Below are 21,900 nucleotides of genomic sequence, written 5' to 3'. Positions count from 1 at the left end.
TCTCTCACTTTTTTATTTTTCAATATACGAAGTAAGATTTTGGTTAAAAATTTACAATTTTCACGTTTTTATTAGAGTATAATGCATATGTTGGGTTGGTTTTCAAAAACAAATGAGAGTGAGGGAATACAATGTCAATGAAAAACAAGGTTGGACTAAAAATAGAGGAGGGCATTAATTTAGCTTCAGCTCAATTTAAAGAAGATGCGTATGAAATTTATAAAGAATCTAGAAAAATGCAACCTATCTTATTTGTGAATAAAACTGAACTAGGTGCGGAATGGCTTATCACAAGATATAAAGATGCTTTGCCACTTTTAAAAGATAGTCGCTTAAAAAAAGATCCAGCCAATGTATTTTCTCAAGATACATTGAATGTGTTTCTTACTGTTGACAATAGTGATTATTTAACTACTCATATGTTAAATTCAGATCCACCTAACCATAATCGTTTACGATCACTCGTACAAAAAGCTTTTACACCGAAGATGATCACGCAATTGGAAGGAAGAATACAGGATATTGCAGATGATTTGTTAAATGAAGTCGAGCGAAAGGGTTCATTAAATCTTGTTGATGATTATTCGTTCCCTTTACCGATTATTGTAATAAGTGAAATGCTTGGCATTCCAAAAGAAGATCAAGCGAAATTTAGAATTTGGTCTCATGCTGTCATTGCTTACCCAGAAACACCAGAAGAAATAAAAGAAACTGAAAAGCAACTATCTGAGTTTATTACATATCTTCAATATTTAGTTGATATTAAACGAAAAGAGCCAAAAGAAGACTTGGTGAGTGCTTTAATACTTGCAGAGAGTGAAGGGCATAAACTTAGCGCTCGGGAACTATATTCAATGATAATGTTACTAATTGTGGCGGGACACGAGACAACGGTAAATTTAATAACAAATACGGTATTAGCGCTCCTCGAAAATCCAGATCAATTACAGTTATTAAAAGAAAATCCAAAATTAATTGATGCCGCTATTGAGGAAGGACTACGATATTATTCTCCAGTTGAGGTTACAACTTCAAGATGGGCAGATGAACCTTTTCAAATTCACGACCAAACAATTGAAAAAGGAGATATGGTTGTCATTGCCTTAGCTTCTGCAAACCGTGATGAAACTGTATTTGAAAACCCAGAAGTATTCGATATTACTCGGGAAAATAATCGTCATATTGCCTTTGGTCATGGTAGCCATTTCTGCTTAGGCGCTCCACTTGCTAGGTTGGAAGCAAAGATTGCTATTACTACTTTGTTTAATCGAATGCCTGAACTACAAATAAAAGGGAATCGTGAAGAAATTAAATGGCAAGGTAACTATTTAATGCGTTCTTTAGAGGAATTGCCTTTAACTTTCTAGAATAGTAAAAGGAGACATGCATACATCGAAAATGATTTACATAGAGTATGTATGTGTTATTTAAATTCGAAACGGAAGGGTGAAGACATCCCAATGATCAACTAATTCTATTTGTAAGAGATCTTCGTTAAAAAACGAAATATTCTTCTGAATAGGGTTAGTCTGTACATTTATAGAAAAGGGATGTATTTCGCTCTGCGAATATATAGTCTTTTTATATGATTTGTGCTGCCTCCTGTTCAGAACATGAAATAGGAGGCTTTTTTATGTCGACAAATGTAGTAACGAAACAAAACAATGGGGTATCACAAGTATTAAAAAATCGGTTTGTTCAAGGGATTTTAGCATCAGCATTATTTTTACAAATAGGAATATGGGTTCGAAACTTTGCGGTATTACTATATGTAATGGAAATGACAAAAGGTGATGCTTTTGCTATTTCGATGATTTCAGTTGCTGAATTCGCTCCAATTTTTATTTTTTCATTTATTGGCGGTACTTTTGCTGATAGGTGGAAGCCAAAGAAGACAATGATATGGTGTGAGACGTTAAGTTCCATTTCAGTATTCGCTGTATTAATTACGCTTATGTTTGGAACGTGGAAAATTGTGTTTTTTGTGACACTCATCTCTGCAATCCTTTCACAGTTTTCACAACCATCTGGAATGAAGTTGTTTAAACAACATTTATCAACGGAACAAATTCAATTAGCAATGTCTATATATCAAACGATATTTGCAATATTTATGGTATTAGGACCAATCCTAGGGACATTTATCTTTCATAGTTTTGGAATTTATATTTCAATCATCATAACAGGCATCTCGTTTGTACTTGCGGCAGTTGTATTGTTATTTCTTCCGAAAGATCTTGAAAACGACGTAGAAAAGAAAGATATCACTCTGTTGCAGGAGATGAAGGACGGTATTAAGTATGTCAAAAAGAAAAAAGCATTAACTTTGCTGGGGCTTTGTTTTATGGCTGCAGGACTAGGTATAGGATTAATTCAGCCATTAGGTATATTTATTGTGACTGAGCAGTTAGGATTATCAAAAGAGAGTTTACAGTGGCTACTAACAGTAAATGGTGCGGGAATGATTGTTGGCGGGGCATTAGCGATGGTATTTGCGAAAAACGTTGCTCCGCAAAAGATGTTAATTATCGGTATGCTTGGTCAAGCAATTGGTATTAGCATTATAGGGTATTCTACAAATTTATGGGTTACACTTACAGCGCAGCTTTTTAGTGGTTTAGCTCTTCCTTGTATCCAAATTGGTATTAATACGCTTATTATTCAAAATAGCGATACCGATTTTATAGGTCGTGTAAATGGTATTTTAAGTCCGCTATTTACCGGTTCAATGGTAGTAACGATGAGTATAGCTGGCTCATTAAAAGAGATGTTTTCATTAAGTATGATGTATGAAGGGACGGCTTTACTTTTTATAATTGGATTATTGTTTATTATACCTATATACAATTTAAAGCCAGTAATAGCGATAGAAAGTGAAATAAGTGGTAAAGGAAGTGCTGTACAGAATGAATCCTAATCCAAATATTAAATACCCTATTGAAGGAAATCAAAACGTTCAATTTATAAAAAATACAATAACAAAATCTAATATACTTGTTGGTGACTATTCTTATTATGATGCGAAAGATGGAGAAAAATTTGAAAATCGAGTATTACATCATTATGAATTTCTTGGAGATCGCCTTATTATTGGAAAGTTTTGTTGTATTGCATCTGGAGTTAACTTTATTATGAACGGAGCCAATCATCGGATGGATGGATTTTCGGCATATCCATTTAATATATTTGGAAATGGGTGGGAGAAGTATACACCTAGTTTGTCTGATTTACCTTACAAAGGTGATACAGTTATAGGAAATGACGTTTGGATTGGTATGGATACAACAATTATGCCCGGAATAAAAATAGGGGATGGTGCAATCATTGCAGCTAAATCTGTTGTGACTAGAGACGTCGCACCATATACAATTGTTGGTGGAAACCCTGCAAATAAAATAAAAGAGAGATTTTCAAATGAAACAATTCAAGAATTATTGCAAATTCAATGGTGGCATTTTGATATTGAAAAAATAACTGGAAATATTGATGCTATTGTACGCGGAGATATTGAACCATTAAGAAAGCTAAAAAGGGAATAAAAAATGGATGACGAATAGTATCATACCTCCGAATTTTGTTAATGATAATAGAACAAGGAGGTGTGATACTATGGCACAAGACGTTTTATGTGAAGTAAACAACTGTAAATTTTGGGCGAACGGTAATAAATGTAGTGCAGAGGCAATTTACGTAGTAAGTCATAAAGGTAAACATGCATCTACAACGGAAGAAACAGATTGCAAAACATTCGATCCAGAAGTGTAAATTGTTTAAGGGTAGCCAAATCGTGGTTGCCCTTTTATTAATGATAGTATTGATAATAAATATCATTTTCATTCATTGATTTTAGCTTTTTTTGTTATTTTTTCATATTTTCTTCATAAGTGATGTAATCCAACTCAATTCATGTTCAATTCGTGATTTACTAAATTCAATGACTTCAGTAATAAAGGGTGAGGTAACCTCTAGAGACTGGATAGCGGTAAGTTGATTATGTAGTACGTTTTGACGTACAGTCAAAATCTCTTTTCTAGCTTCATATTCAAGTTTTTCAAATAGTGCGATACGAACAAGAAATTCTGCATTATTTGTCGCAAGTTTTTCGGGAAACTCTCGTAACATTTCAGAAAAAATTTCTTCTCCTGTTTCTGTTATATCGTACATATTTCGATTTGGTTTTCCAACTTGTTTATGTATTTTTTTCGTTATAGCACCCATATTTTCAAAGCGCCGAAGGGCAGGGTAAAGCATGTTGTGATTTAATTCAAAATTCTCACCTAAACGATTTTGAACATTTTTTTTGATTTCATATCCATGTTTTGGTCCTGTCGTTAATTCTGCTAGTAGTAAAATGTCAACGTACATAAAAATCCCCCTTATATATTTCTCAAGTTCTCTAATGAAAAATCTCCTTTAGTATATGTTAAAATAACATATGATAGTTTATACAACTTTGAACTGCCGACCTATCACTTTTATTGTAAAAGAAAAGGGAGGAAAGAACTATGGCTTCACCTGAAAATGTTATTTTAGTTCATGAAATTTCAAAGCTGAAAACAAAAGAAGAATTATGGAATCCATATGAATGGTATCGTTTGATGAGGGATAATCACCCAGTTCATTATGATGAAGAGCAGGATGTATGGAATGTTTTTTTATATGATGATGTAAATCGTGTTTTATCAGATTATCGCTTATTTTCAAGTAGAAGGGAGCGCAGACAATTCTCAATCCCTCCATTAGAAACTAGAATAAATATAAACTCTACAGATCCACCAGAACATCGCAATGTACGTTCCATTGTTTCTAAGGCATTTACTCCAAGAAGTCTAGAACAGTGGAAACCTCGAATACAGGCTATCGCAGATGAACTTGTACAGCATATCGAAAAATATAGTGAAGTTAATATCGTTGAACAGTTTGCTGCCCCTTTACCTGTTACCGTTATTTCTGATTTATTAGGAGTCCCAACAACAGATCGTAAAAAAATTAAAGAATGGTCTGATATTTTATTTATGCCGTATAGTAAAGAAAAGTTTAATGATCTGGATGCGGAGAAAGAGATAGCATTAAATGAATTCAAAGCATATCTTCTACCGATCGTTCAGGAAAAGAGATATCATTTAACTGATGATATCATTTCCGATTTAATTCGAGCTGAATATGAAGGCGAAAGATTAACCGATGAAGAAATTGTAACCTTTTCATTAGGTTTACTAGCGGCTGGGAATGAAACCACTACAAATTTAATTATTAATAGCTTTTATTGCTTTTTAGTAGATTCACCTGGAATTTATGAAGATTTAAGAAAAACCCCTAGCTTAATTTCAAAAGCGATTGAGGAAGTATTACGCTATCGCTTTCCTGTTACATTGGCCCGGAGGATTACAGAGGATACAAATATATTTGGCCCTTTAATGAAAAAGGATCAGATGATTGTTGCGTGGGTTAGTGCAGCGAATTTAGATGAGAAAAAATTTTCACACCCCTCTCAATTTAATGTACATCGAATAGGAAATGAAAAGCATTTAACCTTTGGGAAAGGTCCTCACTTTTGCTTAGGAGCACCACTTGCACGTTTAGAAGCTGAGATTGCATTAACTACCTTTATAAATGCTTTTGAAAAAATAGAGCTATCTCCATCTTTCTGTTTAGAAAAATGTATATTGGAAAATGAACAAACATTAAAATACTTACCTATTCGATTGAAAGCCAAATAAAAATCTCAACAAGGTGCATACATTTGCATCTTGTTTTTTGTTTCTCAATTGTGAGTTTCAGGTAATTACCTTAATATGGAGTTGTATAAAACGTAGAGGAGGATTCCTATGTTGACTTGTAATGGAAGTAAATCATTTCAAAAGTTTATTAAAGGTGTTACAGATCTTATGGAAAACGGTTTATTTGAAGAAGAAATAGTGTGTGGCATTGAAAAGTTACTAGAAGAACTTTTAGAAAAGAAAACATGGCTTCCGTTAGATAAACAGAAGGCGAATTCGACTCAATATGCACGACATTTATTGTATGAGGATCCGCTCAAACGTTTTGAAGTACTAGCTCTCGTATGGAAAGATGGACAATCTACACCTTTACATGATCATGACGGCACATGGGGGGTAGAAGGTGTCTTTTCAGGAAGGATAATGGTGCAGAACTTTATACAAACGAAACAACTTGGAAATTCACTTGTTTATTTAACACATACAGGAAATCTTTATTTGGGAGAAGGAGAAACCGATAAAGTCATTCCACCTGCGGATTGTCATATTCTTGAAATTAGCAAAAAGGAAAGCGTTATCACAATTCATATCTATGGAAAACGGTTAGAAAAGTTTAAAGTATATATCCCAACTGAAGAAAAAAATGTGTACATGTGTGAGACAAAATACATTAGTTATAATTCATAGTTTGAAATCCAAAGCTTTTTAAAAAGAAAAGCTTTGGATTTTATTTTTAATTATTTCTTGACCTGAAACGCTTTTCATAAATTATAAATAAGAAGTACCTCACGAGGATTGTATGAAAACGATACCTAATAATTAATTAGAACTCGTGTATTTATAGAAAGTGGTGAAGAAATAATGAAATTAATCGCAATTGATTTAGATGGAACTCTTCTTTCGGGGAATAAAATGATTAGTAAAGAAAATGCAGAAGCAATTCGAACATGTCAAGAAGCTGGCCATGTTGTAGCAATTTGTACTGGACGTTCTATTGTTGATATTGAACGATTATTGTTAGAAGTTGATTTAGAGTGTCCAATCATTGCGGAAAATGGTGCGCTTATATATAAAGATAAGAAAATGATGAAGAGATATCCAATTCAAAATATGCAGGCACTTGAAATTGTGGAATATCTTGAAGAGAATGGTTTATATTATCAGCTTTATACTGATAAAGGTGTGTATGTACCGGATTATGGAGTAGAGAGTGTACGTAATGAAATTGAGTATGTGAAGAATTCAAAAGAAAATTTCGACTTGAAAGAGTTAAAAACAATCGCAGCATTATATCTTGAGCATACAGCGTTTCATAGTGCGGAAAGTTGTAAGCCAATTGTAGAAACAGATATACATGTGCATAAACTATTACCATTTTCTTATGATATTGAGAAATTAAAAAAACTAAAAGAAACATTTATTCATAATACAGATTTAGCAATTACATCTTCATATTGGCACAATTTAGAGATTAATCATAGAGATGCTCAAAAAGGGAATGGATTATATACTTTAGCAGAATATCTTAATATTCCAGTTGAAAACACTGTAGCGATAGGTGATGGGCTAAACGACGTTTCTATGATGGAAAAAGCGAACATATCAATTGCGATGGGTAATGCAGTTGAAGAAATAAAAACAATCTGTAAATACGAAACGTTATCAAATGAAGAACATGGTGTGGCACATGCTTTATATAAATATGTAATGTAATTAAAAAAGAAAAAAGAATCCAAAGGGATTCTTTTTTCTTTTTTATTAGGGGTAAGGTATTCTATGAGATTCATAGAAGCCTTATTACATTTCATTATATAGAATATATTGGAATAAATGTTTATATTTTTCATGAAATTTGTGAATATTTTATGAATTTTATACTTGTTGCATTTTTATACCGTTATTAGTGACGCGTATGACCCTCAAGGAAAAATTCAGTGAATGTAAGGAGGAATGAACGAAATATCTACTAATTAAAGGTATATTCAGTATATACATTCTTTTCTTATTTTAATTGAAAAATAAAATTTGTGCGAATAATTATTCTACAGCTATATACCTACACTAGCTTTCTTCGTATAATGGAGAAGTATGAATTTTAGATTTGTATTAATTTTACATATTGAGGTGAAAAAGGAATGAATTCGCGGCTAATGGAACTTATTGATGTGAGTACAATAGAAACCATGGCAGAACAATTTTATAAATTAACTAACATATCACATCAACTTCTTGATGCTGAAAAAGAGTGTATTTTTTCATTCGGAATGAATGAGATAATTAAGAGTAAACTTCCAAAGATTGAAATCCCCATTTTCTTATACAATCAACATTTAGGATCTTTTGTTGTATGGTCCAAAAAAAGCGAAATTTTCAGTTGTCAAAAATACTTTGAAATGCTCTCAAGTTTAATTTTAGATGGCGCAATAAAAGTAATTCAAAGTAAAAAAACAACGTTGCTTTCTCAGAAAGAGGAGGAACTACATACGATTTTACAAAACATGCCTGTTATGGTCGATGCGCTTGATTATAATGGAGATTTTGTTTTGTGGAACCGAGAATGTGAAATTGTAACAGGTTATACCGCTGAAGAAATAATTGGAAATCCAAATGCACTTCAATTATTATATCCTGATCATAGTTATCGCCAGCAAATACAAAAGAAATTTTTAACTTGTGGAAAAAATTTCAGAGATTGGGAAATGCACTTAACATGTAAAAATGGTGAAATCAAAACAATAATGTGGTCTAATATATCAGAACAGTTTCCTGTAACAGGATATAGTTATTGGGCTGTTGGTGTAGATATTACACATTTAAAAGCGATAGAAGAGCAGTTAAAACAACAAACATCTGAACTGGAATTAATATTTAAAGCTTTACCAGATTTATGTTTCTTAACAGAAGATGATGGCACAATTATAGATTACAAAGCAGGATCTCCTACAAAATTTTACGTACCCGCAGAAGCTTTTATGGGAAAAAAGTTTTACGAAGTATTACCATCTTCAGTAGCACAGCAGTTTCAGGAAGCCATTAATCAAGTGAAGAAAAAAGGAACGAATGTAATTGTAGAATATCCACTCACACTTAATGGAAGTATTGATTTCTTTGAAGCTAGGTGCTTACCATTATTACATGATAAAATTATGATTATTGTACGTGACATTACAGAGCGAAAAAAGACAGAAGAATTGCTAAACAAATCAGATACGCTTGCAGCAATTGGTCAATTAGCAGCTGGGGTAGCTCATGAAGTAAGAAATCCCTTAACTGTAATTAAAGGTTTTATACAGTTATTCCAAATTAATAAAGAAGATCAAGAAAGATATTTTGATCTTATGCTTTCTGAAATTGAAAGGATAGAAGCGATCCTGCAAGAATTTTTGTCAATTGCTAAAACAGATGAGATAAATACAGAAAAGAAAAATATTTATCAAATTTTTAAAAATGTCGTATCGTTAATGAATACAAAAGCAATTATGACAAATATTCAAGTTGAACTATTTACGGATGACAAAGATATAATTATTGAATGCTCGGAAAATCAATTGAAACAAGTATTTATTAATATTTTGCAAAATTCAATCGAAGCTATGCCAAATGGTGGGGAAATTTCAATTCACATAAAAGAAATAAATGATGATGGTGTCATCATTCATGTAATAGATGAAGGAATAGGAATACCTGAAGAAAGAATTAAGAGATTAGGTGAACCTTTTTATAGTACGAAAGAAAAAGGGACTGGTATTGGATTAATGTTAAGTTATAAAATTATTGAAAGTCATCAAGGGACAATTAGTATCATGAGCGAGGTTGGTGTCGGGACAACAGTAACAATTTACTTACCGAAAGTACAAAGTAAACAATCTTTTTCTAATTGTGACGATAAATGTATAGCAATACGCACTAGTAGTAATTCTTAAATCAATTAATACCCAATAACAAAGCGATTAGTGAAAGCTAATCTTTTTGTTATTGGGTATTTTTTATATTTAATTTAGTAAACTTTATCTTTTCTTTACATTTGTTTTAATTTCTATTAAGTTTTAAACATTATATTAATATTTGTACAAAGCAATGTATAAAAATTGTACATTACTTTTAATATAGAAAAGTGATTATTATTTGGAATATTGTAAGGAGGAGATTATGACAAGGTGAAAAAACAAGAGAAGAAGAGTGGTAGAGTAGTACCTCTCCGGTTAAATATTTTATTCCTTTGTGTTTTTTTATTATTTTCTGGCATCATTATTCAGTTAGGAAAAGTGCAAATCTTTGATGGAGAAACATATAAAAATGAAGTAGAGAAGAGAGAAAATACAACCGTGGGCCTTTCTGTACCACGTGGGAAAATATTTGATCGTGAAGGAAATCCAGTAGTTGATAATAAATCTTTACGTACGATTACATATACAAAGGTGAAAGGTGTAAAACAAGAAGAAATATTAAAATCAGCAAGACAACTTGCAGACATTATTGAAATGCCGCAAGAAGATATAGATAAGTTAACTGAGACTGATAAGAAAGACTTTTGGATGCAATTAAATCCAGAACTTACTCAAGACTTAGTATCAAAAAAAGAAATAGATAAGTTCCGAGATAAGGATATTACCGGAAAAGAGCTAGACAAAAAAATAGAAGATTTAAAAAGGAAGCGCGTTACAGATAAAAATCTTCAAGAACTAACGGCTAAAGATATAGAAGTGTTAGCTATTAAAAGTAAAATGACCTCAGGTTTTCAGATGGCACCTCAAATTATTAAAAAGGACGTTAGTGAACAGGAATATGCGGTGATTAGTGAAAATTTAGCGAAACTTCCAGGGGTAGACGCATCAGTTGATTGGGAGAGAATCTATGTAAATGATGGTCTATTTCGTTCCGTTCTTGGTAACGTTTCAAATGCTGATGAAGGATTGCCACGTGAAAGATTAGATTATTATTTAGTGCGTGATTATAGCCGAAATGATAGGGTCGGCAAAAGTTATATCGAACAGCAATACGAAGATGTACTTCATGGTACGAAAAAAGAAGTAAGAAGCATTGCTGATAAACAAGGCAATACAATGAGAACGGAAACGGTTTCGGAAGGAAAAAGCGGTAAAAATTTAACTTTAACCATAGATATGGAATTGCAAAAAAAAGTAGAGGAGAGTATAGAAAAAATATTAAAACAATATAAAGGATCAGAATCAATGTTAGACCGTGCTTTCGTAGTGATGATGAATCCTAAAAATGGCCAAGTATTATCAATGGCTGGGAAAAGGCTTGTAGAAAAAGATGGGAAAATGGAAGTAGAAGATTATGCTTTAGGCACGCTGACAAGTTCATATGAGCTTGGATCAACGGTTAAAGGTGCGACAGTGTTAACAGGGTTTGAAACAAATGCAATAACTCCTGGAACACATTTTTATGATGCACCTATGAAGTTTAAAGGAACTAAGGAAAAGAAGTCTTGGAAAAATTTTGGTGATATAGACGATCTAAGAGCGTTACAAGTTTCTTCAAACGTTTATATGTTTAATATAGCATTAAAAATTGCTGGTGTGGATTATGTGAAAAATAGTTCACTAGATATTAAACAAGAATATTTTGATAAAATGAGATATTATTTCAGGCAATTTGGACTAGGCGTACAAACTGGTATTGATTTACCGAATGAAACTGCAGGACAAATTGGAAGAAAAGATAATCAGCCTGGTTTCTTATTAGATTATTCTATTGGACAATATGATACATATACACCACTTCAGCTTGCACAATATATTTCGACTATCGCAAATGGAGGGTATCGAATGAAACCACAAATTGTTCAAGAGATTAGAGAACAAACCGTTCAAAAAGATGAGGTTGGTAAAGTAGTACAATCAATAGAACCCGTTGTTTTAAATAGAATCGATATGAAACAAGAATATATTAATCAAGTAAAAGAAGGATTTAGAAAAGTATTTCAAGAAGGAGATGGAACGGGAGTAAGAGCGTTCCAAAAAGCACCATATAAACCAGCTGGTAAAACAGGGACCGCACAAACTGTATATGGTGGAGAAAATGAAATTGGGCGAAATGCGAAAGGCGATCGTAGAGAATGTTATAACTTAACATTAGCTGGATATGCGCCATATGATGATCCAGAAGTAGCATTTTCTGTTGTAGTACCGTGGGTTGAAAATGATAAATCGGGCATTAACTCCGATATTGGAAAAGAAGTTTTAGATGCTTATTTTGATTTGAAAAATAAGCGATTAACTGGTGAAGCGCCAAAAACAGATGCCTCTAAAGAGAATTAAAATGGACGAAACGTCTCTAGCATTCATGTGAACTAGAGGCGTTTTTATCTGGGAATAGATTAGAAATGAGGTATATATGAAGCCGTTTATTCTAAAATATTGGAGGAACATATGTAGCTACATCTTAATTATAATAGGGGTTATTTTTATTAATAAGTCATTTTTATTTTGTATGGTAGAAGGAATTTCGATGCAACCTACTTTGAATGAAAAAGATTATATACTTGTTAATAAGGTAAACGTCTGTTTATCGTCTTTTCATCATGGAGATGTTGTCATTATAAAAAAAGAAGACGAGCCTACTTACTATGTGAAACGAATTATTGGATTATCGGGGGATAACATACAACTAAAAGAGGATGAGGTATTTATTAACGGTAAAAAGCGTGATGAATCGTATATACATTTAGATATGTCACAAGTATCCAATCGTTTTTCAAATTTGAGAGAAATAAAAGTTCCTACGCATAAATTATTTGTGTTAGGGGATAATCGTAATCATAGTAAAGATAGTAGGAATACACTTGGACTTATTGATGAGTCAAATATAATAGGTAAAGTAGAAATGGTATTTTATCCATTTGATCATATAAAATGGATAAAATAATTCTATTAACTATTCACGTTTTATAAAATAAATCATATATTGATAGCATAGGACAAGCAGAGAAGCTTGTTCTAACCTCACAGAACACTCCTTATCACGGTTAGGCATCTACATAGGTAGATGCTTTTTTTATGTTGATGACTGAAAATTATTTATCAACATAATGTAGCAAGCATTTTAGGACTATTAGGGGACGATTACATGTACAAATAACAGTATGCTTTAATTAAAACAGTGAAATGTAAGGAGTGAGGAATAAGTGCTAAATATTTTAGTAGTTAATTTTCCAGCAGAGGGACATGTAAACCCTACATTAAATTTAGTGAAAGCCTTTACTGAACGAGGGGATAACGTACATTATATTACAACTGCAAACTTTAAAGATAGGATTGAAGATTTAGGAGCTACTGTACATACACATCCGGATCTATTAAAGGAGATTTCTATTGATGCTGAAACCTCATCTGGGTTAAATGCTTTCTTTCATGTGCATGTTCAAACTTCTTTATATATATTAGAAATTACGAAACAATTAAGTGAAAGCATAAATTTTGATTTCGTAATTTATGATATATTTGGTGCGGGAGAGTTAGTAAAGGAGTATTTACAAGTTCCAGGTGTAGTGTCCTCGCCTATATTTTTAATTCCTTCAGAGTTTTTGAAGACATTACCTTTTCATTCAAATGCAGATATACCATTCCAACCAGAGGAGATCTCTGAAAAATTACTAAACCAGATGGAACATGAATTTGGAGTAAAACCAAAGAATAATCTTCAATTTATGAATAATAAGGGTGATGTTTGTCTCGTATACACAAGTCGTTATTTCCAACCTAATAGCGAATCGTTCGGAGAAAATAACATTTTTATTGGACCGAGTATTTCAAAGCGTAAAACAAATATAAAGTTTCCACTGGAATCACTTAAAGAGAAGAAAGTTATTTATATTTCAATGGGAACACTGCTTGAAGGACTCGAACCATTCTTTAATACTTGTATTGATACTTTTTCAGATTTTGATGGGATAGTTGTAATGGCAATTGGTGATAGAAATGATATTTCTAAAATTAAGAAAGCACCAGATAATTTTATAATTGCTCCATACGTACCTCAATCAGAAATATTAAATGAAGCGGATGTTTTTATTACACATGGCGGCATGAATAGCGTACACGATGCCATTCATTATAATGTCCCATTTGTAATAATACCGCATGATAAAGATCAGCCTATGATAGCGCAAAGATTAACTGAACTGGAAGCAGCGCGTAGACTATTGAAAGAACATGTTAATGTGCACACTTTAAAAGAGGCTGTAACAGATGTTCTTTCAAACGAAAAGTATAAGCATGGTATACGAAAACTTAATGATAGCTTTTTAGAATGTGGTGGTTCAAAAGAAGTAATTGCAGTTATTGAATCTCTTTTAAATAAAGTGAAACTTTAATCGTTGGGGGTTTTACTGCCCGTAAATAGCGGGGGAAATAGTCGTAACTATATACAAGCATAGAGGTTCGTACCTTTATGCTTGTATATTCTTATCCAGCAAATTGCACAGCAGTATTTGCATGTAAAAAAGCAGTATCAAAAACGGGAACAGTAAGATCATTTTGGGAGATGAGTAAAGGTATTTCAGTACAGCCTAATAGTATACCTTCAGCGCCGTTTTGAATTAATGACTTTGTAATTTGTAATAGCTTTTCTTTAGATGCTTCTGAAATGATCCCTTTACTTAATTCATCTAATATGACATGATGGATAACTGTTCTTTCCTCTTCATTTGGGATAATTGTCTCAATGTTATATTTCGCTAATCGTGATTTATAGAAATCTTGCTCCATCGTTTGTTTTGTTCCTAATAGTCCGATACGTTTTATATTTTGTTTTACCATTTCTTTAGCACTTACATCGCCAATGTGAAGAAGCGGGATAGAGATTGCTTGTTCTACTTCTTCGGCAAATAGATGTACAGTATTTGAACACATTAATAAACAGTCAGCCCCAGATTTTTCAACCTTCTTTGCAACCGTGACTAGTTCATTTTTTACTTCTTCATATTGATGGTTTTGTAATAAAGTAGTTACTTCTCCAAAGTCCATACTATATAAAACTAGCTTCGCATTTTGATCGTATTGAGAGAGTGTAAGTGTATTAATATGTTTATAGTATAATGATGTAGATTCCCAACTTAATCCCCCAATTAAACCAATAACTTTCATAATGCATTCCTCCCGAAACGATTTTGAATTTATTATTTCATAATTCCGATAAGAATACAATGATTTAAATGTACTATTTAACGAAAAATAAAAATAGTTAGAAAAGTATTGAAATTTATGCTTTTTAGTGCCATAATACGAATTACAAATTAATACTTATCCAGAGAGGTGGAGGGAACGGCCCTAAGAAACCTCAGCAACCCCTATGCAATTTTATAGGAAGGTGCTAATTCCGCAGAGGACACGATGTGTTTTTTGAAAGATAAGAGGATTCTTGAACGTGAAAGAAAATGACCTCTTATGTAAGAGGTCATTTTTTTGTTGTATAGAAAGGAAGTGTCGATGCATAATTCATTTTTAAAATAAATATAGAATAATAAAAGTTGACCAATATGAGAGGGGAATTGTAATGAATAAATTATCAACAAAGTTAGTAGTAGCAATCGGGATTGGAGCAGCCTTATACGGGATATTAGGACTTTGGGGATTTTCTATTGCACCGAATACATTTATTAAACCAGCATTAGCTATATTAACTGTTTTTGGAGCATTATTTGGTCCAGTGGCAGGACTCTTAATCGGACTTATCGGTCATACCGTAACAGATACGATTGCTGGCTGGGGGATTTGGTGGGGCTGGGTTATTAGTTCAGGGATTATTGGTTTTTCAATGGGTCTTATTCAAAAAAGAGTTGGTTTTAGTGTGAAAAACGGGTCATTTAACAAGGGAGATATTTCTTATTTAGCAATTACTGGGTTAGTTGGTATTGTCATTGCTATTATATTTGCTGGGGCATTCGATATTATTGTGATGGGAGAACCATTTGACAAAATTGTTATACAAGTATTAGGAGCAACAATTTCCGATGTTATCGTATTCTTAGTTCTTGGATTGCCACTTACAATTGGCTTGGCGAAATCCAATAAGAAACATGCACATTTAAAAATTGAAAAGTAGGGATGTTAACATGCAACCAATTATTTCGTTTGAACAATTCACCTTTCAATACGGGCATGCTGCGCAGCCTACTTTAAGTGATATTACCTTTCATATATACCCTGGGGAAAAAGTGCTAATTGCTGGACGAAGTGGTTCAGGAAAGTCGACATTAGCTCATTGTATCAATGGGCTAATTCCATTTTCTTATGAAGGGATTAGTACAGGTAACGTATTAATTGCCGGTAAAGACCCGAGGGAAGGCAGTATTTTTGAACAGAGTAAACATGTGGGAACAATTTTGCAAGATCAAGATGCTCAATTTATTGGTATGACAGTAGAAGAAGATGTAGCTTTTTATTTAGAAAATGAATGTGTAAATCAAGAGGATATGAAAAAGATTGTTTCGGACTCATTAAGAAAGGTGAAGATGCATACGTTTCATAAACAAAGTCCACATGAATTATCAGGAGGTCAAAAACAAACAGTTTCTCTTGCTGGTTTATTAACAACAAATGCGGATATATTATTGTTCGATGAACCGTTAGCGAACTTAGATCCGCTAAGCGCCTTACATACGATAGAACTTATGAAAGATATACATGAGCAATATAATAAAACGATTGTTATTATCGAACATAGAATAGAAGAAATTTTAAAGCTGGATTTAGACAAAGTTATATTAATTGATGAAGGTAAAGTCATTGCAATAGGAACACCAAAAGAAATCTTAGCGTCAAATATATTACCATGTATTGGCTTAAGAGAGCCTATTTACATCGAAGCATTAAAGAGATTACATTTTGATAGTAATAATGACGTAATATATCCAATGGAAAACCTTCAAAAGGAAAAGGTAAGCAACGTTATAAGAGAGTGGATGGAGAAACAAGTCATATTAAAAGGTAATACTAAAAACAAGGAATTACTTAAAGTGGAGAATTTATCATTTTCATACCCTAATAAACAAAAAGTATTAGAAAATGTAAACCTTTCAATATATGAAGGAGAAATTGTGGCACTGTTGGGACATAATGGAGCAGGGAAATCAACATTAGCTCATAGTCTTATAGGCATAAACAAAATGAAAAATGGGGAAATCTTGTTAGAGGGTGAAGATATTAGTTCTTGGTCTATTCGTAAACGTGGGGAAACCATATCTTACGTGATGCAAAATCCAAATCATATGATTACACAGCCCACTGTTTTTGAAGAAGTTTCATTTACATTAAAATTAAATAATTTTTCTAAGGAAGAAATTAAGAATAGAGTAGAAGAAACTTTAAAAATTTGTGGTTTATATCCATTTCGTAATTGGCCAATTCAAGCGCTAAGCTATGGGCAAAAAAAGAGAGTAACAATCGCATCTGTATTAACAATAGATCCCAAGCTTATCATATTAGATGAACCGACAGCGGGACAAGATTATTATCATTATAAACAATTTATGTCGTTTATTAAAAAACTAGCTAAAAAGGGAATCTCATTTGTTTTTATCACTCACGATATGAATCTCGCACTAGAATATGCAGACCGTGCAGTAGTTCTACATGAAGGGAAAATTATTGCGGATAATACAGTGTCTAATGTATTTGGTGATCAAGAAACCTTACAAAGAGCCAACTTAAGAGAGAGTTCTTTAACCAAGCTTGTTAAATTTAGTGGGATTGTATGTCCAGAAAAATTTATGGAGCTTTATTTAGACAGTAATAGGAGGGAGGAAGGTGCATAGTACATATTTTCATCGTATGGATGGGGTAGTAAAATTGTTTTTATTTATTTTTTGTATGACGATTACTTTTTTGTTTTTTGATTTTAGGTTGTTGCTAATTTTATTTATTATTGGGTGTATTGGACTCGGAATTGCTAAAATTCCATTTCGTAAAATTTTAATTGTTTTTAGTGTCATATTTACATTTAGTTTATTAAACTCTGTCATGATTTTATTTATTACACCCACTCATGGATCTGAATTAACTGAATCATATACCTCGTTTTTACATATTGGATATGCAACAATTACATATGAAACATTATTTTATGCAGCTACACTTTCATTAAAGTATTTTACGTTATTACCATTTACACTTCTTTTTATTTACACGACAGATTCAAGTGAATTTGTAAGTAGTTTAAATAAATTTGGTATTCATTATAAGATTACATATGCAATAAATATTGCACTGCGTTATATTCCTGACATCCAGTCTGAGTATAAAATTATTAAACACGCGCAAGAAGCGAGAGGAGTGGCTTTTGAAAAAGGAGAAGCAAGTTTATGGGTTCGTATGAAGAACCGTGTTTTAATTTTCTGGCCACTAATCATTCATTCTCTAGAAAGAATAGATACGGTTTCAAATGCAATGGATTTAAGAGGATTTGGAAAGAAGGATAAACGTACATGGTTTTATACAAGTAAGGCGAAACGTGAAGATTTCATCGCTTTATTTGCCGGTGTTTTCATATTCATTGTTGCCGTATATTTAAAATTAAACGTATTTCAAAACTTTTGGTATCCATTTTAAAGCACTCTTTAAACGAGTGCTTTTACTTATTTTTATGTAGACATGCTCAAAAAAGGGATATACACATAATGTATAATACGAACCAGTTAAAATGATCAACTACCTATTAGTTTTCAAACCAAAAGGAGGAGAAAATATGAGTTACGGTGGTTCTTGTGGTTTTGGTGGAGGTTTCGCTTTATTAGTTGTGTTATTCATTCTATTAATAATTGTAGGATGCAGCTGCTGGGGCGGAGGATACTAATTTTTAATTAGTCTTCACAAATGTAAACTAAAAAACATTGAAGATACTTATGTATCGAAACAAATAAAAAAGGAGCGACTATGCTCCTTTTTTATTTGTTTTAATGCGTATTCTTACTATATTTTGGGAACGTAATCGTTAAAGTCGTTCCTTTACTAACGATACTTCGGATTTTTAAATTTCCATACATCGTCTCAATAATCTTAACAGCAACCATCGTACCTAAACCGGTGCCTTTCGTTTTTGTACTAAAATACGGTTCACCGAATCGATGTATTTGCTCCTGTGACATTCCAACTCCACTATCTTCAATTCGTATTTCAACTTTACTATTATTGATAGATGAGGAAATATTTAAGGTACCACCATTAGGCATTGCTTCAATACTGTTTTTTATTAAGTTTAAAAAACATTGTTGAAAGTGTTGTTTATTACCAACAATGGTTGCCTCAGAAAAATCCTGTGTAATATGTATCGTATTCATATTACACAATGGCAATATCATATTAATAACTCGATTTAACTCTTGTTTTACTGAAATTTGATCTAATTTTTCTGGAGAAGGTTTGGCAAACGTTAAGTAATCATCGATAATTTCTTGGGCACGATTTAACTCTTCAAGTATATGTTTAATATATTCGTCTCTTGATTCAGGAGTTAAATTTGGTGTTTTTAAAAGCTGTGTAAATCCTTTTACAACCGTTAAAGGATTCCTTACTTCGTGCGATATACTTGCAGCGAGTTGGCTAACAATCTCCATTTTTTCCATTTTAATTAATTTTGAGCGCATTAATACAGCATCTTTTATAACTTCATTTATATAAACAATAAATAACATTAAAGTAGTCGGTAATACCATGAAATAAATAATATACAAATTATTCACTTCAAAATCTGATAAAGTTAATACAATTACAGTTGTAAATATTGCTAGGAAAAAGGTTAAAAACATGGAAAAAGCTACTTTAAGCTTTCTATTATATGTATTAAATTTTGAAGATGCGAGTGCTGTAACGATGAACATTATTCCGTAAACAACGACTGTTAGCATATTAAAGCCATAAAATATAAATCTTGTAATTAATAAAATTGTAAACAATATGATACCGACAGGGAATCCACCATAAAGCGTACCTATTATGACCGGAATTTGTCTTAAATCATGAATACAACTTTCATCCATATAGATAGGGTATCGCATACATAAAATAAGCGGGATACTAGAACAAAGGGTAATCAGTAATATTTTGTATTTTTTCAAATAATGCCTGCTATCATATATGAAATAAAAAACAAATATACTACATAAAATGTATAGAAGGTTATTTAATACGTTTTGGTTAATATAAACAAAGTCCATAATATTTGCCTCGTTATTCTGAATTTACTTAACATATGTATTATACATGATAACATGTGTTAGGATGTATAAACCTTGTTCATACAAGATTTATTTAGCTTGTTTTATAAAATGCAAACATTAGCTATTCAAAGATACTTTTACCAAAACTTTTTACTGCTTCTTTCTGCATGTTCGGTAAAACATGGTGGGTTATGTTGCTACTATAAGAAACGTAGGTATTCTTTTTTAAACTCATCCTTTTAATTTCTAGCCACTGAACGAGATAGTCTTTTAAAGTAAGCTTAGACGGTTCCACAAAAGTCCCTTCATTTAAATCCGTAATCTTTTTCGCCACATTTTTTACTGCTTCTTTTTTGTCTTATAACCAGAAAAACACTAAGTACTTATTTCCTCTTTTTCGAATATGTCCTTTCACTTAAAACACTCCTTCATTTTGTTTTGAATTATATTGTATAAGTCTAGTTGTAATGTTGCTACTTTGAAAATTGCATAGTTGGACATATGAGCGATGGATATATTTTACCATATATGAACAAATTCAGTTATAGGATATGATATGTAAGTTACTGCTAATTTTATATTTACAATATACTGAAAATTAAGTAATGCAAAAAATGGAAATATAAAATAATGCAAGGGGGAAAGAAAATGAAAAAGGTTTTTGTAGTGTTTTTTGTACTAGCATTCGCATTTATGTCTATCAATTCTTCAAAAGTTATGGCTTACGGAAATCATAAAGCGGATCTTTATACAAGCGGCGGATCTCAATTATTGAATTATGTTGGATCTAAACAACCTTTATATAATGATCCTGGTAACCTAAATGTAGTAGGTTATGTTGCTTATCAACCTGTTAAAGTAAAACAAGCATGGTATTTAATTAATACATTGTTAGGACAAAAATGGATAGGTTATAACCTTTAAAAAGCACTCATAATGAGTGCTTTTTTTATTTATATATAAGTCTATTTATAATTTTGGTGCTATGAAAATTACATATTTGGACATATGAGTGATGGATATATTTTATCATATTTAGATTGTTATTAAGGAATAAAAAAAGAGCCATAGGGCCTCTTTTTTTGCTGTATTCATGGAAATAAAATTAAAAGCGTTATTTTATTATAAAAAAATAGGTGACTCAACAATTGTGCTAGCCGAGTCACCTAGTACTATCGAACCAAATAATGTACTTTTTCTATATGTAGTTATGGGGAGTTCTTAGAGGCTAGCCCAATAGACAGTTAAGGGACAAATAAAATCATTTTAGAGAGTTTTACATTTTGTTATGTTAATGCTACAACAGCAAGAGTTAAGCCCAACGTATTTAATGTATTAGAATATGGTCCTACATTAACAGTAAGAGTACTTGTTATACCTGGAGGTGTAGTGAAAATTGCGGGTGCTGATACAGAAGTGAATCCGGCTGTATATCCTAGAGAAGTACCTGAGCCAATGATAGGATTATTATTCAGATACATAGTTATACCTGCCGAATTACCCCCTGGTTGAATAATAACTTGCACTTCATAGATTGCCAAATAGGTTCTTCTACCTTCAAGTAAAACAGTTGTTGGTGGTGTGAATGAGATTGCCGTACCATTAGAATTTACCACGGTATCTAGTGGAATCGCAGAGTTTACAGAAACTATTGATGGGGTAGTTTGAACAACATTTAAACTGTTAGCCGTGGGAGATGGACAAGAACAAGGTTTGTGAATGTTAGAGTTGTTATCATTTTGGTAATTCACAAATAATCAAGCTCCTTTGCGTAAGATAATTTTTTATCTTATATAAAACGTAGCCTTTTTGTATCTAAGTTATTTTTAATAAGTTTTTAAAGATAAGTCGAATATTGTTGGTCAGTCGACTTTTGAAATTATTTGAAACTCTGGGATTTTAAAGTGCGTTTGATAAATATATATGAAAAATTTTTTAAGGACATTACTGTAAGTTAGGAAACATAATAAAAAACGGTAAAATGAGGGGAGTAAAAGGAAA

Annotated in this window: 20 protein-coding genes, 1 pseudogene and 1 riboswitch; of the genes and pseudogenes, 16 read left to right on the top strand and 5 right to left on the bottom strand. The window is 32.1% G+C overall.

Going from position 1 to position 21,900, the window contains the following annotated elements; all coding sequences use genetic code 11:
- Nucleotides 1-131 precede the first annotated feature (131 nt).
- The 4 genes from cypA to MR160_RS04635 all read left to right on the top strand — a co-directional run bounded on the left by cypA (nucleotide 132) and on the right by MR160_RS04635 (nucleotide 3,765).
- On the top strand, nucleotides 132-1,367 hold the full coding sequence (gene cypA / locus MR160_RS04650; protein WP_136804131.1) for a cytochrome P450: 1,236 nt from the start codon (nucleotides 132-134) through the stop codon (nucleotides 1,365-1,367).
- A 266-nt stretch (nucleotides 1,368-1,633) separates the two neighbouring features.
- Entirely contained in the window at nucleotides 1,634-2,917 is a 1,284-nt protein-coding gene (locus tag MR160_RS04645; RefSeq protein WP_000106404.1) for an MFS transporter, read from the top strand.
- Complete coding sequence (locus MR160_RS04640) at nucleotides 2,907-3,539, top strand: Vat family streptogramin A O-acetyltransferase (protein ID WP_001069207.1); 633 nt, start codon at nucleotides 2,907-2,909, stop codon at nucleotides 3,537-3,539. Before MR160_RS04645 ends, MR160_RS04640 begins: the two co-directional genes overlap by 11 nt.
- A gap of 70 nt (nucleotides 3,540-3,609) precedes the next feature.
- Nucleotides 3,610-3,765, top strand: coding sequence for a DUF1540 domain-containing protein (locus tag MR160_RS04635; protein ID WP_000046095.1), 156 nt, complete (start codon nucleotides 3,610-3,612; stop codon nucleotides 3,763-3,765).
- A 102-nt stretch (nucleotides 3,766-3,867) separates the two neighbouring features.
- On the opposite strand, the gene MR160_RS04630 is transcribed toward MR160_RS04635, so the two are convergent.
- Nucleotides 3,868-4,365, bottom strand: a complete 498-nt coding sequence (locus MR160_RS04630; protein ID WP_000289121.1) for a PadR family transcriptional regulator — start codon at nucleotides 4,363-4,365, stop codon at nucleotides 3,868-3,870.
- Nucleotides 4,366-4,505: 140 nt separating this feature from the next.
- Between MR160_RS04630 and MR160_RS04625 the strand changes: the two genes are divergently transcribed.
- The 7 genes from MR160_RS04625 to MR160_RS04595 all read left to right on the top strand — a co-directional run bounded on the left by MR160_RS04625 (nucleotide 4,506) and on the right by MR160_RS04595 (nucleotide 14,058).
- The gene (locus MR160_RS04625; protein ID WP_081143678.1) at nucleotides 4,506-5,720 is read left to right on the top strand and encodes a cytochrome P450; all 1,215 of its coding nucleotides are present in this window, start codon (nucleotides 4,506-4,508) and stop codon (nucleotides 5,718-5,720) included.
- Between the two features lie 108 nt (nucleotides 5,721-5,828).
- Entirely contained in the window at nucleotides 5,829-6,407 is a 579-nt protein-coding gene (locus tag MR160_RS04620) for a cysteine dioxygenase family protein (RefSeq protein ID WP_000954440.1), read from the top strand.
- A gap of 174 nt (nucleotides 6,408-6,581) precedes the next feature.
- On the top strand, nucleotides 6,582-7,433 hold the full coding sequence (locus MR160_RS04615) for a Cof-type HAD-IIB family hydrolase (RefSeq protein WP_000766389.1): 852 nt from the start codon (nucleotides 6,582-6,584) through the stop codon (nucleotides 7,431-7,433).
- 422 nt (nucleotides 7,434-7,855) lie between these two features.
- Nucleotides 7,856-9,643, top strand: coding sequence for a PAS domain-containing sensor histidine kinase (locus MR160_RS04610; protein ID WP_001088545.1), 1,788 nt, complete (start codon nucleotides 7,856-7,858; stop codon nucleotides 9,641-9,643).
- Nucleotides 9,644-9,877: 234 nt separating this feature from the next.
- On the top strand, nucleotides 9,878-12,004 hold the full coding sequence (locus tag MR160_RS04605) for a peptidoglycan D,D-transpeptidase FtsI family protein (RefSeq protein ID WP_000743784.1): 2,127 nt from the start codon (nucleotides 9,878-9,880) through the stop codon (nucleotides 12,002-12,004).
- A gap of 76 nt (nucleotides 12,005-12,080) precedes the next feature.
- Nucleotides 12,081-12,611 carry a signal peptidase I gene (lepB, locus tag MR160_RS04600; protein WP_002162782.1) on the top strand — a complete coding sequence of 177 codons (531 nt, stop codon included), beginning with the start codon at nucleotides 12,081-12,083 and terminating at the stop codon, nucleotides 12,609-12,611.
- Between the two features lie 259 nt (nucleotides 12,612-12,870).
- Nucleotides 12,871-14,058 carry a macrolide family glycosyltransferase gene (locus tag MR160_RS04595; RefSeq protein ID WP_000932152.1) on the top strand — a complete coding sequence of 396 codons (1,188 nt, stop codon included), beginning with the start codon at nucleotides 12,871-12,873 and terminating at the stop codon, nucleotides 14,056-14,058.
- 91 nt (nucleotides 14,059-14,149) lie between these two features.
- Here MR160_RS04595 and MR160_RS04590 read toward each other — a convergent pair whose 3' ends face one another.
- Entirely contained in the window at nucleotides 14,150-14,830 is a 681-nt protein-coding gene (locus MR160_RS04590; protein WP_000864388.1) for an aspartate/glutamate racemase family protein, read from the bottom strand.
- Nucleotides 14,831-14,983: 153 nt separating this feature from the next.
- A riboswitch (SAM riboswitch) is annotated at nucleotides 14,984-15,099 on the top strand.
- A gap of 140 nt (nucleotides 15,100-15,239) precedes the next feature.
- On the opposite strand from MR160_RS04590, the gene MR160_RS04585 reads away from it, so the two are divergent.
- From MR160_RS04585 to MR160_RS04570, 4 genes are all read left to right on the top strand, one after another.
- Nucleotides 15,240-15,788: an ECF-type riboflavin transporter substrate-binding protein gene (locus MR160_RS04585; protein WP_001038209.1), complete on the top strand. Its 549-nt coding sequence runs from the start codon at nucleotides 15,240-15,242 to the stop codon at nucleotides 15,786-15,788.
- A 10-nt stretch (nucleotides 15,789-15,798) separates the two neighbouring features.
- Nucleotides 15,799-17,499, top strand: coding sequence for an ABC transporter ATP-binding protein (locus MR160_RS04580; protein ID WP_001182503.1), 1,701 nt, complete (start codon nucleotides 15,799-15,801; stop codon nucleotides 17,497-17,499).
- Nucleotides 17,492-18,292, top strand: coding sequence for an energy-coupling factor transporter transmembrane component T family protein (locus tag MR160_RS04575; protein ID WP_081143682.1), 801 nt, complete (start codon nucleotides 17,492-17,494; stop codon nucleotides 18,290-18,292). Before MR160_RS04580 ends, MR160_RS04575 begins: the two co-directional genes overlap by 8 nt.
- A gap of 136 nt (nucleotides 18,293-18,428) precedes the next feature.
- A complete protein-coding gene (locus tag MR160_RS04570) occupies nucleotides 18,429-18,536 on the top strand; it encodes a YjcZ family sporulation protein (RefSeq protein ID WP_000120182.1) in 108 nt (35 codons plus the stop codon).
- A 100-nt stretch (nucleotides 18,537-18,636) separates the two neighbouring features.
- Here the strand turns inward: MR160_RS04570 and MR160_RS04565 are convergent, their stop codons facing one another.
- Entirely contained in the window at nucleotides 18,637-19,896 is a 1,260-nt protein-coding gene (locus MR160_RS04565; protein ID WP_081143683.1) for a LytS/YhcK type 5TM receptor domain-containing protein, read from the bottom strand.
- Nucleotides 19,897-20,065: 169 nt separating this feature from the next.
- Nucleotides 20,066-20,314: pseudogene (locus MR160_RS35060) on the bottom strand (tyrosine-type recombinase/integrase); the annotation flags it as partial.
- A gap of 233 nt (nucleotides 20,315-20,547) precedes the next feature.
- Here MR160_RS35060 and MR160_RS04555 point away from each other — a divergent pair.
- Nucleotides 20,548-20,823 carry a hypothetical protein gene (locus MR160_RS04555; RefSeq protein WP_242297093.1) on the top strand — a complete coding sequence of 92 codons (276 nt, stop codon included), beginning with the start codon at nucleotides 20,548-20,550 and terminating at the stop codon, nucleotides 20,821-20,823.
- Between the two features lie 362 nt (nucleotides 20,824-21,185).
- Here the strand turns inward: MR160_RS04555 and MR160_RS04550 are convergent, their stop codons facing one another.
- On the bottom strand, nucleotides 21,186-21,650 hold the full coding sequence (locus tag MR160_RS04550) for a hypothetical protein (RefSeq protein WP_001109245.1): 465 nt from the start codon (nucleotides 21,648-21,650) through the stop codon (nucleotides 21,186-21,188).
- Nucleotides 21,651-21,900: the final 250 nt, after the last annotated feature.

The sequence above is a fragment of the Bacillus cereus group sp. BfR-BA-01382 genome (assembly GCF_022663475.1).
Lineage (GTDB): Bacteria > Bacillota > Bacilli > Bacillales > Bacillaceae_G > Bacillus_A > Bacillus_A thuringiensis_S.
Note: the sequence above shows the minus strand (reverse complement) of the source record. Positions and strands in the feature narration are given on the sequence as shown.

What these genes read in the sequence shown, in the direction of transcription:
- cypA (WP_136804131.1), top strand. Translation starts at nt 132, where the DNA reads ATGTCAATGAAAAACAAGGTTGGACTAAAAATAGAGGAGGGCATTAAT.
- MR160_RS04610 (WP_001088545.1), top strand. Translation starts at nt 7,856, where the DNA reads ATGAATTCGCGGCTAATGGAACTTATTGATGTGAGTACAATAGAAACC.
- MR160_RS04590 (WP_000864388.1), bottom strand. Translation starts at nt 14,830, where the DNA reads ATGAAAGTTATTGGTTTAATTGGGGGATTAAGTTGGGAATCTACATCA.
- MR160_RS04580 (WP_001182503.1), top strand. Translation starts at nt 15,799, where the DNA reads ATGCAACCAATTATTTCGTTTGAACAATTCACCTTTCAATACGGGCAT.
- MR160_RS04615 (WP_000766389.1), top strand. Translation starts at nt 6,582, where the DNA reads ATGAAATTAATCGCAATTGATTTAGATGGAACTCTTCTTTCGGGGAAT.
- MR160_RS04630 (WP_000289121.1), bottom strand. Translation starts at nt 4,365, where the DNA reads ATGTACGTTGACATTTTACTACTAGCAGAATTAACGACAGGACCAAAA.
- MR160_RS04620 (WP_000954440.1), top strand. Translation starts at nt 5,829, where the DNA reads ATGTTGACTTGTAATGGAAGTAAATCATTTCAAAAGTTTATTAAAGGT.
- MR160_RS04640 (WP_001069207.1), top strand. Translation starts at nt 2,907, where the DNA reads ATGAATCCTAATCCAAATATTAAATACCCTATTGAAGGAAATCAAAAC.
- MR160_RS04565 (WP_081143683.1), bottom strand. Translation starts at nt 19,896, where the DNA reads ATGGACTTTGTTTATATTAACCAAAACGTATTAAATAACCTTCTATAC.
- MR160_RS04635 (WP_000046095.1), top strand. Translation starts at nt 3,610, where the DNA reads ATGGCACAAGACGTTTTATGTGAAGTAAACAACTGTAAATTTTGGGCG.
- lepB (WP_002162782.1), top strand. Translation starts at nt 12,081, where the DNA reads ATGAAGCCGTTTATTCTAAAATATTGGAGGAACATATGTAGCTACATC.
- MR160_RS04585 (WP_001038209.1), top strand. Translation starts at nt 15,240, where the DNA reads ATGAATAAATTATCAACAAAGTTAGTAGTAGCAATCGGGATTGGAGCA.
- MR160_RS04555 (WP_242297093.1), top strand. Translation starts at nt 20,548, where the DNA reads ATGAAAAAGGTTTTTGTAGTGTTTTTTGTACTAGCATTCGCATTTATG.
- MR160_RS04570 (WP_000120182.1), top strand. Translation starts at nt 18,429, where the DNA reads ATGAGTTACGGTGGTTCTTGTGGTTTTGGTGGAGGTTTCGCTTTATTA.
- MR160_RS04625 (WP_081143678.1), top strand. Translation starts at nt 4,506, where the DNA reads ATGGCTTCACCTGAAAATGTTATTTTAGTTCATGAAATTTCAAAGCTG.
- MR160_RS04645 (WP_000106404.1), top strand. Translation starts at nt 1,634, where the DNA reads ATGTCGACAAATGTAGTAACGAAACAAAACAATGGGGTATCACAAGTA.